The organism is Streptomyces sp. NPDC001514 (genome assembly GCF_053597075.1).
Map to the genome: position 1 here is coordinate 150,184 of NZ_JBSFHO010000013.1, position 18,637 is coordinate 168,820.

At 73.6% G+C, this 18,637-nt stretch carries 11 protein-coding genes; 6 read left to right on the forward strand and 5 right to left on the reverse strand.

Annotated features, from left to right (window positions below):
* Window positions 1-674 precede the first annotated feature (674 nt).
* The gene (locus ACWCXB_RS16510) at window positions 675-1,607 is read left to right on the forward strand and encodes an SGNH/GDSL hydrolase family protein (protein ID WP_450723401.1); all 933 of its coding nucleotides are present in this window, start codon (window positions 675-677) and stop codon (window positions 1,605-1,607) included.
* Window positions 1,604-5,218: a hydantoinase B/oxoprolinase family protein gene (locus ACWCXB_RS16515; RefSeq protein WP_450723348.1), complete on the forward strand. Its 3,615-nt coding sequence runs from the start codon at window positions 1,604-1,606 to the stop codon at window positions 5,216-5,218. Before ACWCXB_RS16510 ends, ACWCXB_RS16515 begins: the two co-directional genes overlap by 4 nt.
* Here ACWCXB_RS16515 and ACWCXB_RS16520 read toward each other — a convergent pair.
* The 4 genes from ACWCXB_RS16520 to ACWCXB_RS16535 are packed head-to-tail and all read right to left on the reverse strand — an operon-like array spanning window position 5,197 to window position 8,825.
* Window positions 5,197-6,087, reverse strand: coding sequence for a 5-oxoprolinase subunit C family protein (locus ACWCXB_RS16520; RefSeq protein ID WP_450723350.1), 891 nt, complete (start codon window positions 6,085-6,087; stop codon window positions 5,197-5,199). The genes ACWCXB_RS16515 and ACWCXB_RS16520 overlap by 22 nt on opposite strands.
* The gene (pxpB, locus tag ACWCXB_RS16525; protein WP_450723352.1) at window positions 6,084-6,755 is read right to left on the reverse strand and encodes a 5-oxoprolinase subunit PxpB; all 672 of its coding nucleotides are present in this window, start codon (window positions 6,753-6,755) and stop codon (window positions 6,084-6,086) included. Before pxpB ends, ACWCXB_RS16520 begins: the two co-directional genes overlap by 4 nt.
* A complete protein-coding gene (locus tag ACWCXB_RS16530; RefSeq protein WP_450723354.1) occupies window positions 6,752-7,516 on the reverse strand; it encodes a LamB/YcsF family protein in 765 nt (254 codons plus the stop codon). The genes pxpB and ACWCXB_RS16530 overlap by 4 nt, the downstream gene beginning before the upstream one ends.
* Before the next feature lie 31 nt (window positions 7,517-7,547).
* A complete protein-coding gene (locus ACWCXB_RS16535) occupies window positions 7,548-8,825 on the reverse strand; it encodes an MFS transporter (protein ID WP_450723356.1) in 1,278 nt (425 codons plus the stop codon).
* 248 nt (window positions 8,826-9,073) lie between these two features.
* Between ACWCXB_RS16535 and ACWCXB_RS16540 the strand changes: the two genes are divergently transcribed.
* From ACWCXB_RS16540 to ACWCXB_RS16555, 4 genes are all read left to right on the forward strand, one after another.
* Complete coding sequence (locus tag ACWCXB_RS16540; protein ID WP_450723358.1) at window positions 9,074-9,790, forward strand: GntR family transcriptional regulator; 717 nt, start codon at window positions 9,074-9,076, stop codon at window positions 9,788-9,790.
* 126 nt (window positions 9,791-9,916) lie between these two features.
* Window positions 9,917-11,443 (forward strand): hypothetical protein, encoded by a 1,527-nt coding sequence (locus ACWCXB_RS16545; protein WP_450723360.1) that lies wholly within the window; start codon window positions 9,917-9,919, stop codon window positions 11,441-11,443.
* 421 nt (window positions 11,444-11,864) lie between these two features.
* Window positions 11,865-12,776 (forward strand): hypothetical protein, encoded by a 912-nt coding sequence (locus ACWCXB_RS16550; protein WP_450723362.1) that lies wholly within the window; start codon window positions 11,865-11,867, stop codon window positions 12,774-12,776.
* A 58-nt stretch (window positions 12,777-12,834) separates the two neighbouring features.
* A complete protein-coding gene (locus ACWCXB_RS16555; RefSeq protein WP_450723364.1) occupies window positions 12,835-17,931 on the forward strand; it encodes a hypothetical protein in 5,097 nt (1,698 codons plus the stop codon).
* Between the two features lie 81 nt (window positions 17,932-18,012).
* Here the strand turns inward: ACWCXB_RS16555 and ACWCXB_RS16560 are convergent, their stop codons facing one another.
* Window positions 18,013-18,429: a hypothetical protein gene (locus ACWCXB_RS16560; RefSeq protein ID WP_450723366.1), complete on the reverse strand. Its 417-nt coding sequence runs from the start codon at window positions 18,427-18,429 to the stop codon at window positions 18,013-18,015.
* Between the last annotated feature and the right edge of the window lie 208 nt (window positions 18,430-18,637).

The window sequence follows — 18,637 nt, forward strand, 5'->3', positions numbered from 1 at the left end:
GCCCGCCGGGCCCCGCGTCCGGCGCGGTGGCCGAACTGGCCGGCCCCGCGTCCGAGTCCACGTCACGGCCCATGGCCGCGGCAGACGCGGCGCCGTGCACGGACGGCGGTCCCGGGCCTGTGCTCGTCGGACCGGGCGCCACGACCCGCACGTCTCCTGCGGGCGCCGCGTCCGGTGCGGTGGCCGCGTCCGCGCCGACCCGCGGACTTCCGTCGGACGCCCTCAGGGCGCTGTCCACGACGCTCGTCGGCGCTCCCGCCGGCAGCGCGGGATCCGGACCGGTCAGCGCCGGCCCGGCCGTGGCGTCCGATGGCGTCGCAGGCCCTGGGCGTATCCAGGACGATCCGTCGGCCACGGGCACCGAGAAGGCCCATCGCCGCGCGTCCGATGCGCCGGGCGCGCCGGCCGCCGCCGGGAGCGGCGAGCGGTCCGGAGTCGCGTCGCCGCAGCCGCCGGAGACGGCCGCCACGTCCCTTCGTATCCCGGCCGAAAGCAAGGCTGTCGGCCCCACCGGCCCCACCGGCCCCACCGGCGTCGGCCCCACCGGCCTTGTTGGCCTCACCGCACCCGAGGCCCCGCCCACCACCCCCGCGCCGACGCCCGACCCGGTGTCGCTCGCGACCGTGCCCTCGCCGAGGCCCGGGGGCCCGGGTCCCGCCGCACAAGGCAGCACCGTGGCCGGGCTCGCCGGCACCGGGCCCGCACCCGCCACCGCGCCGCCACGCACAACGCGCACACCGCGCCCGACACGCCCCCCGCGCTTCGCGGCGCTCGGCGACTCCCTCACCGAGGGCGTCGGTGACCGGGTCGACGGAGCCTGGCGCGGCTGGGCCGCGTTGCTCGCGCAGGGCCTGGGCGAGGCCGTAAGGCCCGCGGAGTTCCGGAACTTCGCCGTCAGCGGGGCGCTCACCCGCGACGTCCACGAGAACCAGACGCCCGAGGTCCTCGCGTACACGCCCGACATCGCCTCGGTCGTCGTCGGGGTGAACGACACGCTGCGCCACACCTTCGACATCCACGACCTCGCCTTCCGGCTCAACAAGGTCTGCGCCGCGCTCAGCGAACAGGGCACCAGGATCCTGACCGCCTGTCTGCCCGACCCGGGCGCGATGCTCGCGCTGCCCGCCCCGCTCGCCCGCCCGCTCGCCCGCCGGCAGCGGGCCGTCAACACCGTCGTCCACGCGCTCTCCGAACGCTACGGGGCCGTCCACCTGCACATCGCCGACGCGACCTGGGTCGAGGACCGCACCATGTGGAGCGCGGACCGGCTCCACCCCGGCGAACGCGGGCACCGCATGATCGCCCGTCGCTTCCACGAGCTGCTCGCCGCGGAGGGTCTCGCCCTCGGAACGGCCCCCGGAGCCGAACCCGAGCAGCCCGCGCCGAGCCGTGCCGCCAAGGTGCTGTGGCTGGCCACCGCCGGCACCGCCTGGGTGGCGCGCCGGTGCACCGATCTCCTGCCCCAGCTGGTCGGTCTCGCCGGCGCCGAGGTACGCCACTGGGCCCGCGGCACCAGCACCCGCCTCGACCACGTCGCAGAAAACGCCCTCTCCTCCGCGCTCGCCTCACTGTCCCTCGACGCCCCCCTTGCCAGAATGGGGGAATGAGCGGGCGCTGGGAATTCTGGATCGACCGTGGCGGGACGTTCACCGACATCGTCGGGCGACGCCCCGACGGACACCTCGTCACCCGCAAACTGCTCTCCCACAACCCCGGGCACTATCGCGACGCGGCCGTCGCCGGCATCAGGCTGCTCCTCGGGCTCGGCCCCGACGACACCGTTCCGGCGGACCGGATCGCCGTCGTCAAAATGGGCACCACCGTCGCCACCAACGCCCTCCTGGAGCGGCGCGGAGAGCCGACCGTCCTCGTCATCACCCAGGGCTTCCGGGACGCGCTGCGCATCGCGTACCAGAACCGCCCCCGCCTCTTCGACCGTCACATCGTCCTCCCCGAAGCCGTGTACGACCGAGTGATCGAAGTCCCCGAGCGCGTCGACGCCCACGGCGACATCGTCCAGCCGCTCGAACTGGACACGGTCGCCCAGCAGCTCGAAGCCGCCCGTCACGACGGTTTCTCCAGCGTCGCCGTCGTCCTGATGCACGGCTACCGCCACCCCGCCCACGAGACGGCCGTCGCCGACGCCGCCCGAGAGCTCGGCTTCACCCAGGTCAGCTGCTCCCACGAGGTCAGCCCGCTGATCAAGCTCGTACCGCGCGGGGACACCACCGTCGTGGACGCGTACCTCTCGCCGATCCTGCGGCGCTACGTCGACGAGGTCGCCGAAGAACTCCGCTCCATCCGCCTGATGTTCATGCAGTCCAACGGCGGTCTGCGGGAAGCCGCCCATTTCCGGGGCAAGGACGCCGTCCTGTCCGGCCCGGCCGGCGGTGTCGTCGGCATGGCCCGCACCTCCGAACAGGCGGGCCACGGCCGCGTGATCGGCTTCGACATGGGCGGTACGTCCACCGATGTGTCGCACTACGCGGGGGAGTTCGAACGCGAGCTCGGCACCCAGGTCGCCGGCGTACGGATGCGTGCGCCGATGATGAACATCCACACCGTCGCGGCCGGCGGCGGCTCGATCCTCCACTTCGACGGCCAGCGCTACCGCGTGGGACCCGACTCGGCCGGCGCCGTGCCCGGCCCCGCCTGCTACCGGCGCGGCGGCCCGCTCACGATCACCGACGCCAATGTGATGCTCGGCCGCGTCCAGCCCGACCACTTCCCCGCAGTCTTCGGGCCGGAGGGCGATCAGCCGCTCGACGCCGAGGTCGTACGGGAATGCTTCACCGAGCTCGCCGATGAGATCCGGAAGGCCACGGGCACCGAACGCAGCCCCGAGGAAGTCGCCGCCGGCTTCCTCGAGATCGCCGTACTCAACATGGCCAACGCCGTCAAGAAGATCTCCGTCCAGCGTGGCCACGACGTCACCCGCTACGCGCTGACCAGCTTCGGCGGCGCGGGCGGCCAGCACGCCTGTGCCGTGGCCGACGCCCTCGGCGTCGACACCGTCATCGTCCCGCCACTCGCCGGGGTCCTCTCCGCGTACGGCATCGGCCTCGCCGACGCGACCGCCATGCGTGAGCAGTCGGTCGAGGCCGAGCTGAGCGACAGCACCCTGCGGCGCGTCCAGGACCTGTGCGGCGAACTGGCCGAACGCACCCGCGCGGAACTCCGCGCCGACGCCGTCCCCGACGACGCGATCACCACCCGCGCCCGCGTACTGATCCGCTACGCCGGTACGGATGCCGGCCTGCCCGTGGCGCTCGACACGCTCGACGGGATGCGGGAGGCGTTCGAGTCGACGCATCGCGCACGGTACGCGTTCACGATGGACAAGCCGCTGGTCGTGGAGGCGGTGTCGGTCGAGGCGGTGGGGGCGGCGGGACCGCACGGGTCGGTGGTCGTCGAGGAGGCCGCCCGGGGCGTCGGGCCCCAGCTGCGGGCGACCGTGCGGATGTTCGTGGACGGCGACCGGACGGACACACCGCTGTACCGGCGGGAGGATCTGTCCCCGGGCGACACCGTCGACGGCCCGGCGATCATCGCCGAGGCCGACGCGACGACCGTCGTCGATCCGGGCTGGCGGGCGACCGTGGGGGAGGGCGGGCATCTGCTGCTCGCACGCGCCACGCCACGGCCCGGCCGGGCCGCCGTCGGCACGGACGTCGACCCCGTGCTGCTGGAGGTCTTCAACAACCTCTTCATGGCGATCGCCGAGCAGATGGGTGTGCGCCTGGAGAACACCGCCCACTCCGTCAACATCAAAGAGCGGCTGGACTTCTCCTGCGCCCTCTTCGACGCCGACGGCAATCTCATCGCCAACGCCCCCCACATCCCTGTGCATCTCGGCTCGATGGGCGAGTCCATCAAGGAGGTGCTGCGACGGAACGCCGGTGATCTGCGGCCGGGCGATGTCTACGCCATCAACGACCCCTACCACGGTGGTACGCACCTGCCCGATGTGACCGTCGTGACGCCCGTCTTCGACGACGACGACGACGGCGGCGGCGGTGAACTGCGGTTCCTGGTGGCCTCGCGCGGCCACCACGCCGAGATCGGCGGTATCACCCCCGGCTCCATGCCCGCCTTCAGCCGGACGATCCACGAGGAGGGCGTCCTCTTCGACAACTGGCTGCTCGTACGGGGCGGCCGGCTGCGCGAGACCGAGACCAGGGAGCTCCTCACGGGCGCGCCCCACCCGTCCCGCGATCCCGACACCAATCTCGCCGACCTGCGCGCCCAGATCGCCGCCAACGAGAAGGGCATCAGTGAACTCGGCCGCATGGTGGACGAGTTCGGTCTCGATGTCGTCCAGGCCTATATGCGCCATGTACGGAACAACGCCGAGGAGTCCGTGCGCCGCATCCTCGCCGAGCTGAGCGACGGCTCGTACCGCTACGAGACCGACGGTGGCGCGACCATCGAGGTCGCACTCAGCGTGAACCGGGAGGCCCGGAGCGCGGTCCTCGACTTCACCGGTACGTCGCCGCAGCAGCCCGGCAACTTCAACGCCCCCAAGTCGGTGGTGATGGCAGCGGTCCTGTACGTCTTCCGCACGCTCGTCGCCGACGACATCCCCCTGAACAGCGGCTGCCTGGAACCGCTGGACGTGCGGGTACCGGAAGGGTCGATGCTCGCGCCGACCTACCCGGCCGCGACGGTGGCCGGCAACGTGGAGACCTCGCAGGCCGTCACCGGCGCGCTGTACGCCGCGCTCGGCGTCCAGGCGGAGGGCTCCGGCACGATGAACAACGTCACCTTCGGCAACGACCGCGTGCAGTACTACGAGACCGTGGCGAGCGGCTCCGGGGCGGGCGACGGCTTCGACGGCGCCGATGCCGTGCAGACCCATATGACCAACTCGCGGCTGACCGACCCGGAGGTGCTGGAGTGGCGCTATCCGGTGCGTGTGGACGCGTTCTCGGTACGCGACGGCAGCGGGGGCGCGGGGCAGTGGCGGGGCGGGCACGGTGTGGTGCGGCGGATCCGCTTCCTGGAGCCGATGACGGTGGCCCTGCTCACCGGCCACCGACGCGTGCGGCCGTACGGGATGGCCGGTGGCGACCCGGGCGCGCTGGGCGCGAACGCGGTGGAGCGTGCGGACGGCACCGTCGAGGACCTCCGGGGCGTGGACGCGGTGGAGGTCGGGCCCGGTGACGTCCTGGTGGTCAGGACGCCCGGCGGGGGCGGTTACGGCAAGCCGGAGGACTGACCGGGCGGCCCGGCCGGAACGAACCGCACCGGCGTACCCGGCACCGCCTGTGCCGCCGCTGCGAGGTCCGTCTCCCGGACCACGGCGACCACCGGGTATCCGCCGGTCGTCGGGTGATCGGCGAGAAACACCACGGGCCGCCCGTCCGGTGGTACCTGTACCGCGCCCAGGACCATGCCTTCGCTGGGCAGTTCGGCCCGGACGGCCCGCTGCAGGGGTGGGCCGTCGGTGCGCAGGCCGATGCGGTTGCTCGCCGCCGACACCCGGTAGGCGCCGGTGGCCAGGGCGCGCAGGGCCGCAGCCGTGAACCAGTCGTCGCGCGGCCCGAACCGCACCCTCAGCACGAGCTCCGACGGCGGGCCCGGCCAGGGCGGGCCGTCCACCCGCCCGGACGGCCCGCTGGGATCACCCAGCGGCACCACCGTGCCGTCGACCAGCGGCGCGGGCCCGAGCCCGGAGAGCAGGTCCGTCGAGCGGCTGCCCAGCACGGGCTCGGCAGCAATGCCTCCACCGAACGCCACATAGCTCCGGACGCCGCGCACCGCCGCTCCCACCTCCAGCAGCGCCCCCGCCGCGACCCGCACGGGGGCGCCCCAGGCCACCGCGCGGTCGTCGACGCGCACTGGACACGGCGCCCCGCCGATGGCCACGGTCACCGCGGAACGTGGCCGCACCGCGCACCCGGTGAGCGTGGTCTCCAGCGCCGCCGCCTGCTCCGGATTGCCGACGAGCCGGTTGACCAGCCGCAGCGCACGCGGATCGAGGGCTCCGGAGCGCGGCACACCGAGATGCGCGTGCCCGGGCCGCCCCAGGTCCTGGACCGTGGTCAGCGCGCCTGCCCGTACGACCACGAGGGCCCGGTCGGTCATCCACGCTCTCCCGCGTCCGGTATGAACGCATCGGACGGGAACGCATCGGACGGGAGCGCCTCGGGCACGAAGCGCACCCGGACACCCGGCGAAAGCAGTGCGGCGGGCTCGCGCGCCGGGTCCCACAGAGTGGCGTCCGTCGTCCCGATGAGCTGCCAGCCGCCGGGGGAGGAGCGTGGGTACACGCCCGTGTACGGTCCGGCCAGCGCGACCGAACCCGCCGGTACGGACGTGCGGGGCGTGGCCCTGCGCGGGACCGCGAACCGCTCGCCGAGCCCGGTCAGATAGCCGAACCCGGGCGCGAACCCGCAGAAGGCGACATGGAATTCGGCCGCCGAGTGGATCCCTGCGACCTCGTCCACTCCGACCCCCCAGAGGACCGCGACGTCCGCCAGATCGGGCCCGTCGTAGCGCACGGGTATCTCGACCACTGCTCCGGTGTCCGCTGCGCGCGGAGGTATGTCCCAGCCGGGCAGCTCGGCGGCCAGCCGGGCCGGCTCCTCCACCCCGTCGAGGAGCACCGTCCGCGCCGCGGGCACGATCTCCCGCACCTGGGGCAGTGACCCGGCGGCGCGGCGCCGCAGCAGCTCGGCGTGGAGCGACTCCACCTCCTCGCCACTGCCCAGCTCCACAAGGAGCGCCCGGTCACCAACGGGCAGGAGCCTCATACGAACGCCTCCACACGGACCCCCGACTCCTCCAGCTGCGCCCGGACCCGGCGCGCCAGACCGACGGCTCCCGGGGTGTCGCCGTGCAGACAGAGCGAGCGGGCCCGGACGCCGACCGTCTGGCCGCACTGCGAGGTGACGACCCCGAACCTGGCCAACGACACCGACCGTTCCACCACGGCCCCCGGGTCGGTGACGACGGCGCCCTCCTGCCCCCGTGGCACGAGGGTGCCGTCCGCCGCGTAGGCCCGGTCCGCGAACGCTTCGGTGACGACGGGGAGTCCGGCCTTCTCCGCCATGGTGTGCAGCCGGGAGCCGGGCAGCCCCAGCAACGGCAGCCGCTCGCCGGTGAGCATGACACCCTCGACGACGGCTTCCGCCTGCTCCTCGTCGCGGACGACGCGGTTGTAGAGCGCCCCGTGCGGCTTGACGTACGAGACGCGCGTACCGGCCGCGCGGGCGAACACCTCCAGCGCACCTATCTGGTACGCGACTTCGGCGGCCAGCTCGTCGGGCGGGACGTCCATCGAGCGGCGGCCGAACCCGGCCAGATCGCGGTACGAGACCTGGGCACCGATCCGCACCTTGCGCTCGGCGGCCATGTCGCAGACCCGCCGCATGGTCGCCGCGTCCCCGGCGTGGAAGCCACAGGCCACATTGGCGCTGGTGACGACCGACAGCAGCTGTTCGTCGTCGGTCAGGCGCCAGCGGCCGAAGCCCTCGCCGAGGTCGGCGTTGAGGTCGATCGAAGCCCAGGTCATGAGAGATGGTCCTTTCACCAGGGTGCCCGTGTCACACGAGCTCTCGGCCACGCGTCTCCGGCAGACCGAGCAGCGCAACAACGGCGAGGCCGTAGCCGACGGCGCCGAAGACCAGGGCGCCCCCGACTCCCCAGCTGTCCGCCAGGAATCCGACAAGCGTGGGGAAGAACGCCCCCACCGCCCGCCCCGTGTTGTAGGTGAAGCCCTGCCCCGTGCCGCGCACCGCCGTCGGATACAGCTCGGCGAGGAACGAACCGAAGCCACTGAATATCGCCGACATACAGAATCCGAGCGGGAATCCGAGCACGAGCAGCAGCCCGTCCGCCCCCGACGGAATGTTCGTGTACGCCAGAATGCAGGCGGCGGAGAGCACGGCGAACAGGGCGATGTTCTTCTTCCGGCCGAGCACATCGGTCAGATATCCGCCCGTGAGGTAGCCGATGAAGGCGCCGGATATGAGGAACGTCAGGTAGCCGCCCGTGCCGACGACCGTGAGTCCGCGCTCCGTCTTGAGATAGGTCGGCACCCACGTCGCGAGCGTGTAGTAGCCGCCCTGGACTCCCGTGGAGAGCAGCACCGCGAAGAGTGTCGTGCGCGCCAGGTCCTTCCTGAATATCGCCGAGAAGGAGCCGCGGTCGCTGCTCGCACGGCGCCGTTCGGCCGCCTCCGGCGCGTCCGCCACGTTGCGTCGGACGTAGATGACGAGCAGGGCGGGCAGGGCGCCGGTCCAGAACATGACCCGCCACGCGGTATCCGCGTCGAGAAACTGGAACACCAGCGTGTAGACGATGACCGCAAGCGCCCAGCCTGCGGCCCAGGCGCTCTGGATCCCGCCGAGCGTGCGGCCGCGGTGCCTGGCCGTGGCGTACTCGGCGACCAGAATCGCACCGACCGCCCACTCCCCGCCGAAGCCGAGGCCCTGCAGGGCACGGAAGACCAGCAGGGTCTCGTAGTTGGGCGCGAAGCCGCACAGCACCGTGAACAGCGCGTACGTGATGACCGTGATCATCAGTGCGCGGACCCGGCCGATGCGGTCCGCAAGTATCCCGGCGAGCGCGCCCCCGACGGCCGACACGACGAGGGTGACCGTCGTCAGGAGCCCGGTCTGGCCGCTGTCGAGACCGAAGAACGCGGCGATCGCCACCATGCTCAGCGGCAGCGTGAAGAAGTCGTAGGAGTCCAGGGCGTAGCCGCCGAACGCGCCGGCGAAGGCGCGGCGCCCGCGCGGGCCGAGCGCGCGAAGAAAGGCGAACGCGCCCGTGTCCTCGGGCAGTTCGCCCTGCTTCGGCTGGGTCTGGGTCGTACTCATCTGCACCTCGCAGGAGGGGAGGGGTGCTGCTGAGACATGCGGAAGGCGTGCCGCGGTCGCGCGAAGGCGTGCGGCAGGTCATGCGCCGGTCACGCGGCATTGGTGCCGTGCTGTGACGCCGACCACACGTAGCGTAGAGGATTGTTGAACGATCCGACAAGAGTCATGTTGTCTCGTTCCTGCTTCTACGATTGAATCCGCACGGCACCGGTGGGACCGGCGGCCATGGAGACCGAATAGAGGGCGCTGTGGGGACGACGGGGTCCGAGCTGGGCCAACTGGCGGACGATCGCCCGCTGCTGGGCCGCACGAGCACGGCCGAACGGGTCGCGGACATCCTGCGCACCCGGATCGCGGAGGGTTTCTTCCTGCCGGGGGCACGGCTCTCGGAGGAGAGCATCGGCAACGCGCTGGGCGTCTCGCGCAACACGCTGCGCGAGGCGTTCCGGCTGCTGACCCATGAGCGGCTGCTGGTCCATCAGCTCAACCGGGGTGTGTTCGTCAGGGTCCTGGCCGTCGAGGACGTCGAGGACATCTACCGCACCCGCCGGCTGGTCGAATGCGCGGTCGTCCGCGGCCTCGGCGAGCCGCCGTTCACGCTCGACGGCCTGCGCGACGCCGTCATCGCCGGAGAGCAGGCGGCACGCGAGGAGAACTGGAAGGGCGTCTCCACCGCCAACATCCACTTCCACCGGGAACTCGTCGCACTCGCGCGCAGCGTCCGCACGGACGAGCTGATGCGCGGCGTCCTCGCCGAACTCCGCCTCGCCTTCCACGTCGTGGACGACCCCCGCGGGCTCCACGAGCCCTATCTCGTACGAAATCGGGAGATTCTGGAAGCGCTCAAGGCCGGAGAGCGGGACGGCGCGGAGCGACTGCTCGCCGAGTACCTGGACGACTCGCGCAGCCGGCTCGTGCAGGTGTACGCGGGGCTGGTGCAGGACGGGGATGCGGCGGATCGCTGAGGGAACCCGCCGCCGCGGTGCGCGGGGCAGGTAGCTCCGGGCGCCGGCCGCCGGGCGGGCAGTGCCGGGGACGGGGTTTCTGCGCCGTTTCGACCGTTGTCAGTGCGAGGACCTAGTCTGTGCACCGTGACTTCGCCTGCCTCGACGGAATTCGTTCCGCCCCAGCTCAGCGCGGGGCCGCGCCCCGCTCAGGGCCCGGCCGCCGACGAAGGGCTCGCGCGGCGGCTCCGTGCGCTCGCATGCACCGCTCCGCTGCACGATCTGGACACCCGCAAGGCGAATCTGGCCGGGGAGTACTCGATCTATGCGATGGCCGAAGTCGCCCTCGCCGCCATCGATCTCGTCACGCTCAACATGGACTTCGACACCGGCGCCGACCATGAGCAGATAGTGGCGAGACTGCTGCCGCGCATCGCGGCGCAGGCCCCGCAGCGTCCGGTTGCGGAGCATGAGCGCGTCGCCCGCTGGGTGCTCGAGAACCTGATCAATGTAGGCAGCGTCGATCGCGGCTTCCGTGCGGTTTACGGCATTTTTGGCCCTGATGGGGTGTATGTCCGACGCGACTACGACTTCAAACTCATCGAGGAAGTGCCGGGTTACGGCGGCAGCGTCTATCTCCGCACGACGGACGAAGCGGTCAACGTCCTCGTCGGCGCCCTCGACACGGACGTCACCAGTGCACAGATCGCGGCCGAGGTGAAGCTCGAGGTCCTGATCAGCCGCGGCCGGCTCGCGGACGCCCAGCTCGCCGCCGAGCAGGCCCGCTACCGGACCGTGCAGTACGCGGAGACCCTCCGCAGGACCCTCGAGGCGACCCGGCGCAACGTCCGCGCCGTCGACTGGCTCAACGCGGTGCCCGACATGATCGCCGAGGCGCTCGACCATGTCGCCGACCGCTACCGCCACGAGAACGCGATCCTGACGAACATCCGCAAGGCCCGCGACGAGGCCGAGGACCCCGAGCACAAGCGGCGCGCCGCCGAGCTCGTCGACATCGTCAAGGACTGCATCCGCCGCCACACACAGCTCCAGTCCCGCCTCCTGGAAGCGGGCCCGCTGTTCCGCGCGGAGCAGGACCGGCAGGCCTTCGCGGCGCCCGCCCCCCGCTCCGGGACGGACCTCTACGGGCACCTCGTCGCACCGCTGCTGCCGCTGCCCGTCGGGCAGGCCATCCGTGTCACGGACGCGTTCTTCGCACACGGCACCGGACTGCGCACCCCCGTGTCCGTGCGCGTCGGCGACCTCGTCGACATGCTGCTGACCCCGCCGGTCGAGCGCGAGCACCTGGGCGCGGAAATGCCCGAGCCCGACCTGATCGCGACCCCCGACGACAGCCGCTTCAGCGAGGAACAGCTCGCGAGCGCGATGGATCTGCTCGACCTCGAGCACGACGCGCCCCGTCGCCTCTCCGGCCTCCTCGCCGAGGCCCGCCGCCGTGATCCGGACCTTCCCTACCTGGTCGCGCTCCTCGCCGTCCACGCGGCGAGCCCTCCGGTCGGCACGGCCTACCGCCAGGGCGAGCAGCGCCTGCTCTTCGCCGTCGACGACGGCACCCAGCTGGACGACCCCGAGTTCGGCGGCGCGGACCTGATCGTCGGCACAGCCCTCCTGGACGCGGCGGGTATGGCGGCGGACCGTACGGAGGCGGCGTGAGCGCGCGCCACGGCCCCGGCGTCGCCGACGGCCGCACCGCGCCGACGTCCCGACGCACACGGCGGTCCGCCCTCGCCCCCGCGGCGACCATGCGGCGGAAAGCCGAGTCTGCTGCCCGAGAGCGGGGCCGTCACAGCACATGCCGCCGGCGAACGAGTCCGGTCTGCGGCGGCCGCTTCGCCCTGATGAACGGTGCCACGGTCCAGGGCCCGATGCCGGCACGTCCGTCCGTCTCCGTGCCTGCGGCCGACGGCATGCCGCGGCCAGGCTCAGCGGTCCGCCGTCCCCACTGCCACGCGCGCTCCTGGGAGCCCCACCGCGCAACGGAGCCGACCGTCGCATCCGCGCGCGTACCCGTACTCCTACTCGTACCCGAACTCCTACTCGTACCCGAACAGAACCACCGCAAGGAGCCGCAGCCGTGAGCGACCAGCACGCAGAGCACGCCGGGGCGTGGAGCGAGCCGGGCGCGCCGCAGGGGCCGCCGGCCGGGCCGATGTCCGCGTCCGGCGGTGTCACCCCCGCGGACGCCGCCGACGCCGCCCGGCTCGTGTCCTTCGGGCTGCAGCCCAAGCTGCTGCCCGCGCGGGACGCCGAATACGCCGACCTCCTGCGGCGGTACCGGGAAGAGCCCGCCTTCGCGCGGCTCGCCGACGCCGTGGCCACCGGACTCGGACTCGTCGTCCTCGAGGTCTCCCCGCGCGCGGGCATGGCCGTGACCGCCGGCGAGGACTCGGTCTTCGCCGTACGCATGGGCGACTACGCCCGCCGTGCCTCCGCCGACTCCGCGGACCGGTTCCTGCACGGTCTCGCCCATCTCGCCGTCGCCGCCCTGGCGTTCCCGCGCCCCGAGGACCTCGCCGACGACGGCTACATCGGCCGTATCACCGTCAACGGGGTCGACGCGTTCGTACGCCAGGCCTGTCGCCGCCTCGAAGAGCGCGCCGATGAGCAGGGCGAGAACACCGACCCGGCGTCCGACGCCCCCGGGCTGGAGGCCGCCTGGCGGATCTACGCGCGCCGCAGCGCCACGGGCGCGACGAAGGACGCCCGCAGGCTCGCCGGCTCCACCACCGGCATCGTCGGCAAGGCCGTCGCCTTCCTCACCGACTCCGGATTCCTGCAGCGCACCGGCGACGACGCCGGAGGCGCGTACCGCACCACCGCCCGCTATCAGCTTCAGGTACGTGACATGGCGGGCAGCGCCGCCATGGCCGAGCTGCTGGAGCTCGGCGTCGTCCCCGTCACCGACGGCACCGCCACGCTGGTGCCCGCGCCCGACGCCGACGACCTGGAGCTGGCCGCCGACGCCGGCCTCCCCTTCCACGCCTGACGCGCCGAACCCCGCCGACCCCGCCGAACCCTGCCGAGAACGACGAGAGCCCCCCGCCATGTACGAGCTGTCCCGGGTCCGCCTCTACTCCATCGGGCCTGCCGGTGCGCGCTACGCCGACACCGTGCTGGACCTGCGCGGAGTCGGCGAGCCCGTGCCCGACCCGGCCCCCATGCAGGCCGAGTTCTTCGAGGAGGAGCCGGTCGGTCCGCCGCGCCGCCCTGCTCCCGCGGGCGTGCTCTTCCTGGAGAACGGCGGCGGCAAGTCCGTGCTGCTCAAGCTGATCTTCTCGGTGATGCTGCCCGGTCACCGCAACACGCTGGGCGGCGCCAGCTCCGGCGTCCTGCGCAAGTTCCTGCTCGCCGACGACTGCGGCCATGTCGCCCTGGAGTGGCAGCACACCCTCACCGGTGAGCTCGTCGTCGTCGGCAAGGTCAGCGAGTGGCGCGGGCGGCAGGTCTCCAACGACCCGCGGAAGTTCGCCGAAGCCTGGTACTCGTTCCGTCCGGGACCGGGCCTGAGCCTCGACTCGCTGCCGGTCGCCGAGTCCACCGCCGTACGCCCGCCGGTCGAGGGCGCATCCGGTGCGCGGGGACGCCGCCGCACGATGAAGGGCTTCCGGGACGCGATCACCGAGGCGGGCAAGGCGTACCCGCATCTCGAGGTGTACTGGGAGGAGATCCACGACCGCTGGAACGAGCACCTCGGCGACCTCGGGCTCGACCCCGAACTCTTCCGCTACCAGCGCGAGATGAACGCCGACGAGGGCGAGGCCGCCGGCCTCTTCGCCGTCAAGAAGGACTCCGACTTCACCGATCTGCTGCTGCGGGCCGTCACGGACACCCGGGACACGGACGGGCTCGCCGACCTCGTCAGCGGCTTCGGCCACAAGCTGGGCCGGCGCGCCGAACTCACCGCGGAGCGGGACTTCACGGCGGGTTCCGTGGACCTGCTCGGCCGCATCGTGGAAGCGGCCGAGGCGCGAGCACGGGCGCGCGACATCCACGCGGGCTCCGAGCGCCGTACGCGTACGCTCGCCCGCAGGCTCTCCGCCCGCGCGGGAGAGGAGCGCGGCCGCGCCGCGGAGCTCGCGCAGCAGGTGACGGCCGCGGCCCACACCGTGACCGAGGCCGAACAGGCCCGCAGCCGCAGCTCGCGCATCGCCGCCGAACTCGCCTACCGGCACGCGTCGCTGGCGCTCACCGTCGCCGAGAAGGGCGCCGCGGCACAGCGCCGCGAGCTGACCGACGCGCGGACACTGCACTCCGCGTGGCAGGCCGCAGAGGCGGTGCTCCGGCACCGCGCGGCCGCCGACCGTTCGGCGCGGGTCGCCGCCGCCATCCGCGAGGCCGAGCGGGACGCCGCGCCCGCGCTCGCGGCCCGCGCAAAGGCCGCGGCCGACCTGGTGCGGGCGCTGCATTCCGCCGCCGAGGACGGCGAACGCGTCGCCAACGAGGAGGAGGAGCGCTCCGCCGCGCTCCAGGAGGCCGCCGAGTCCGCCCACCGCGACGCCACCGCCGCCGCAACAGAGGCCCAGCGCGCCCGCAGCGAGGCCGGGCATCTGCGTCAGCGCCTCGCGGAGGTCGAACAGGAGACGGCCGAGGCCGTCCGCGCGGGCTGGCTCGACGACACCGCGCCCGATGCCGATCCGGCGCGCGCCGCCCTCGCCGCGAGCGACGCGGAGAAGACCGCGGTCGCCGCGTGGGACGCGGCCCGTGACGCCGCCCGCACGGCCGCGGACCGCGCCCGCGAGGCCGCCGCCGCCGAGACCCGCGCCGAGCTGGCAGCAGCCCGCGCCGCGGACGCCGCCCGGGCAGCCGACCTCGCTCACGAGGCGGAACGCCGCGCCGCCGCCTCCATCGCCGAGTCGGAACGCCTCGCGGAACTCCTGAGCCTCCCCGCGGCTCCGGTCGCGGGTGCGCCCGCCCTTCCGGGCCCGCGCCGGGGCGGCTCATCCCGGGCAACCTCCGCACACGGCGGTGCCGTCCACGTCTCGCTACCGGGCCCCGCGACCGCCGGCGACTCGGCCACGCCGGAGGAGCCCGGCTCCGCCGGACCCGAGGGTTCACCTTCCGGCGCGGGGGCCCCCGCCCCCGGCGTGGCAGGTGGCCCCGGCGGAGCCTCGGGCTCAGCGCCTGCGGGAGCTCCTGCTCCGACTGCGAATGCAGCCGAATTCGCCGGACCCGAGGGTTCGCCCTCCGGCACGGGGGCCTCCGCCCCCGGCGGGGCGGGCGCTGCCGGCGCATCCACGGGTGCCCCCGCCAACGCCGCAGGCCCGGCGCCTGCCGGTGTTCCCGCCGTGGCCGCGGACGTCCCGCACGTCGCTGCCGGAGGCGCCGCGTCCGCCGGGCCCTCCGCCCCCGGCACGGAACCCGCACGCACGGTCGACGGCCCCCTCACCGCCGAGGAACTCGACCGGTACGCCGACGAGTTGCGCGAGCTGCTCGAACAAGGCGTCGCCGCCGCCGAGCGGCAGCTCTTCGAGCTCAGGACGGCCGCAGCCGACGACGCCCGCATCCTCGGGGCCCTCGGAGACGGAGGGCTGCTGCCGCCAGGGCCCGATGTGCTCGCGACCGTCGAGCACCTGGGTGAGCACGGCATCCCCGCGCTGCCCGGCTGGCGCTATCTCGCCCAGGCCGTCGACCCCGCCGACCACGCCACCGTGCTCGCGGCGCGGCCGGAGCTCGTGGACGGTGTCGTGATCACCGATCCCGTCTCCTACGCGCGCGCCCGCGACGTGCTGGCCGGGGCCGCGCTGCTGCCGCGTTCCACGGTCGCCGTCGGTACGGCCGCGGCGCTGCTCGCCCCCGTACCGGGACCGGGCACCGGGGGCGGCGAGGACGTGTTCCTCGTACCGCCGAACCCGGCGATGCACGACGAGCAGGCCGCGGACGAGGAACGCCAGGCGCTCAGGGCCCGGGCAGCCGCGCGGGACGAGGAGATCAGGGTCCTCGCGGCCCGGCTCGCGGGCGACCGCGCCCTCGCCGCGCGTATCGGATCCTGGCGCGCCGACTGCCCGCCGGGCATGCTCGCCGAGCTCGCAGAGGCAGCGCGCACCGCACAGCACGCCGCCGAGGCCGCCGAGGAAGCGCTCGCCGAGGCCCGTGCCGTACGGGCCGAGGCGGACGAGGCCGCCGCCGACACCGCACGCGTGCGCGACGAGAGGCAGGACGCCGCCCAGCGAGCCCGCCGCGCCGCCGACGCGCTCGCCGGGCTGGCCTTCCGCCTCCGGGAGCGAGCCGGCTGGCAGGCGAAACTGCGCGAACTCGCCGACGAGGCGGCCGAGTCCGAGGCCCGGGCGGCTGCCTGCCTGGAGCGGGCGCGAGCCGCCGACGAGGACCGCCGGGCGGTCCAGCGCGCCGCCGACGACGCGCGCCGCACCGCCCGCGCGCTCCGCGCCGAGCGGGCCGAGATCGCCGGCGCCCCGGAGCAGCTGCCGGAGCCCGACACGGAAGCGCCCGACGTACCGCGCGCCTCGCTGCCCGCCCTGCGCGAGGCGTACCGGGCCGCGTCCCAGCTGTACGAGAAGGTCGGCGTCGGCGCCGACCTCCGCGCCGAACAGGCCCGCGCCGAGAGCGACGAGAGCGCCGCCCTGGGCGAGCTCGACCGGCTCACCAACAAGGTCCGCACCCGCGCGGCCCAGCTTCTCGAAGGCACCGATGGCGCCGACGGCCCCTCCCGCCAGGCCGCCGCCGCCCGCGCCGAGTCTCTGGTGCAGCTGCTGGAGTCCCGCGCGTCCGAGGCAAGTGAGAAGCTCGGCCGGCTCCGCGGCGAGGCCGAGCGCCTCGCCCCCGTCGACGGCGACGCCCACACCGAGCTCCCCGAGGAGCTGGTCCCCACCGACGCCGAGCACGCCCAGGCCCTCCTGCGGACGGCCACGGCCGAACTGGCCGCCCGCACCGAGGCGTTGGACACCGCCCGCGCCACCCACGCCGAACTGCTGCGCGCCCACCGCGCCGCCGAGGACGCGGCGGGGGGCTTCGACGAGACCGCAGCGCTGCTGCGTGATCTGCTCAGGGACCACGCGGAGGAGGAGCAGGAGGCCACGGAACCGTATCCCGGCACCCTGGAGGAGGCCCGGCACTCCGCCGCCGAGGCCCGCCGATCGCTGCGCGGTTGCGCATCCGACCTGTCCGCCGCCGAAGCTGCCGTACGCGAGGCGAGCGACGTGCTCGTACGTCACGCCAACTCCACCCGCTACGAGGCCGTACGCACCCCTGCCCGCCAGCAGATCCGCGAACTCCCCGCGGCCGCCCTGCCCGAGCACGCCGCGAAGTGGGCCGAGGCGTTCGCGCCCCGGCTGCGCGTCCTCACCGACGAGCTCGCCCAGCTGGAGCGCAACCGGGACTCCATCGTGGACCGGCTCCGCGGGCTGGTGGATTCCGCGCTCACCACGCTCCGTTCGGCACAGCGGCTGTCCCGGCTGCCCGAGGGGCTCGGCGAGTGGTCGGGACAGGAGTTCCTGCGCATCCGCTTCGAGGAACCGGACCAGGCGAGTCTCACCGAACGGCTCGGGGAGGTCATCGACGAGGCCACCCGCGCCGCCGTGAAGAAGAACTCCGATCTGCGCAGGGACGGCATGTCCCTGCTGCTGCGCGGCGTCCAGGCGGCGCTCCAGCCGAAGGGCGTCGCCGTCGAGATCCTCAAGCCGGACGCGGTGCTGCGCGCCGAGCGCGTCCCGGTCGGGCAGATGGGCGACGTCTTCTCCGGCGGCCAGCTCCTCACCGCCGCGATCGCGCTCTACTGCACCATGGCGGCCCTGCGCAGCAACGACCGCGGCCGCGACAAGCACCGCCACGCCGGCACGCTGTTCCTGGACAACCCCATCGGCCGCGCCAACGCCACGTATCTGCTGGAACTGCAGCGCGCGGTCTCGGACGCGCTCGGAGTCCAGCTGCTCTACACCACAGGGCTGTTCGACACGACCGCCCTCGCCGAATTCCCGCTGGTCATCCGGTTGCGAAATGACGCCGACCTGCGGGCGGGCCTGAAATACATCAGCGTCGAGGAGCATCTGCGCCCAGGGCTGCCCCAGCAGCGCACCGACGGCGAGACCGTGCACGGAGAGATCACCGCGACCCGGATGTTCAGACGAAGCCCCGACCAGCCGGCGCCCGCGGAGGACCACCCCGACCCGTCGGCCGCGGCCCGGTAGGCCAGGGGCCACGGACAGCGGCCCCTGGTAGGCCGGCGGCCACGGGACAGCGGCCCCGCAGTAGGCCAGGGGCACGGGACATCAGGCCCGCGACAGCCTGCCGTCCGTGCCCCGACTCCGTATGCGCGCGGCTCCCCGCGCCGCCGCCCGGGCCGTGCGCCGGGCCCGCCGCCGCTCGCGCCGCAGCTGTCGCGCCGTACTGCTCGGCACCGAGACCACACCGTGCCGCTGGTTCCACACCTGCCGTGTCACCCAGACGTCCAGCACCGCCCACGTCGCCACGACCGTGCTGCCCACGCTGCTCAGGACCAGCGGGAACGCCAGCCACGAGCCCGTGACGCTGAACAGGAACGCCGTCATCGCCTGTATCAGCGTCACCGCCGTCACGATCACCGCACGCACGGCCGCCGTGCGCACCGGATCGGGCATCCGTCGCCGAGCCGCCGGCTCCTCCACCCAGAGCCGCCGCGGCACACCCGTCTCATCCGCCGTACCCATGGTCCGCGTTCACTCCCCACCGCTGTCCGACTGCAGGGTGGCTGCCCGGATTCGGCCCCTTTACGCCGACGCGCGCGCACCACACGCCGCGTCCATGCCCCCGGAACCCCTGAAACCCCCGCAACCCCCGGCAGTTACTGCTCCCCAACTGCTGATCCCCAACCCCTGTTCCCCGTACAGGAAGACGAACAACACGCGTCGAAGATTC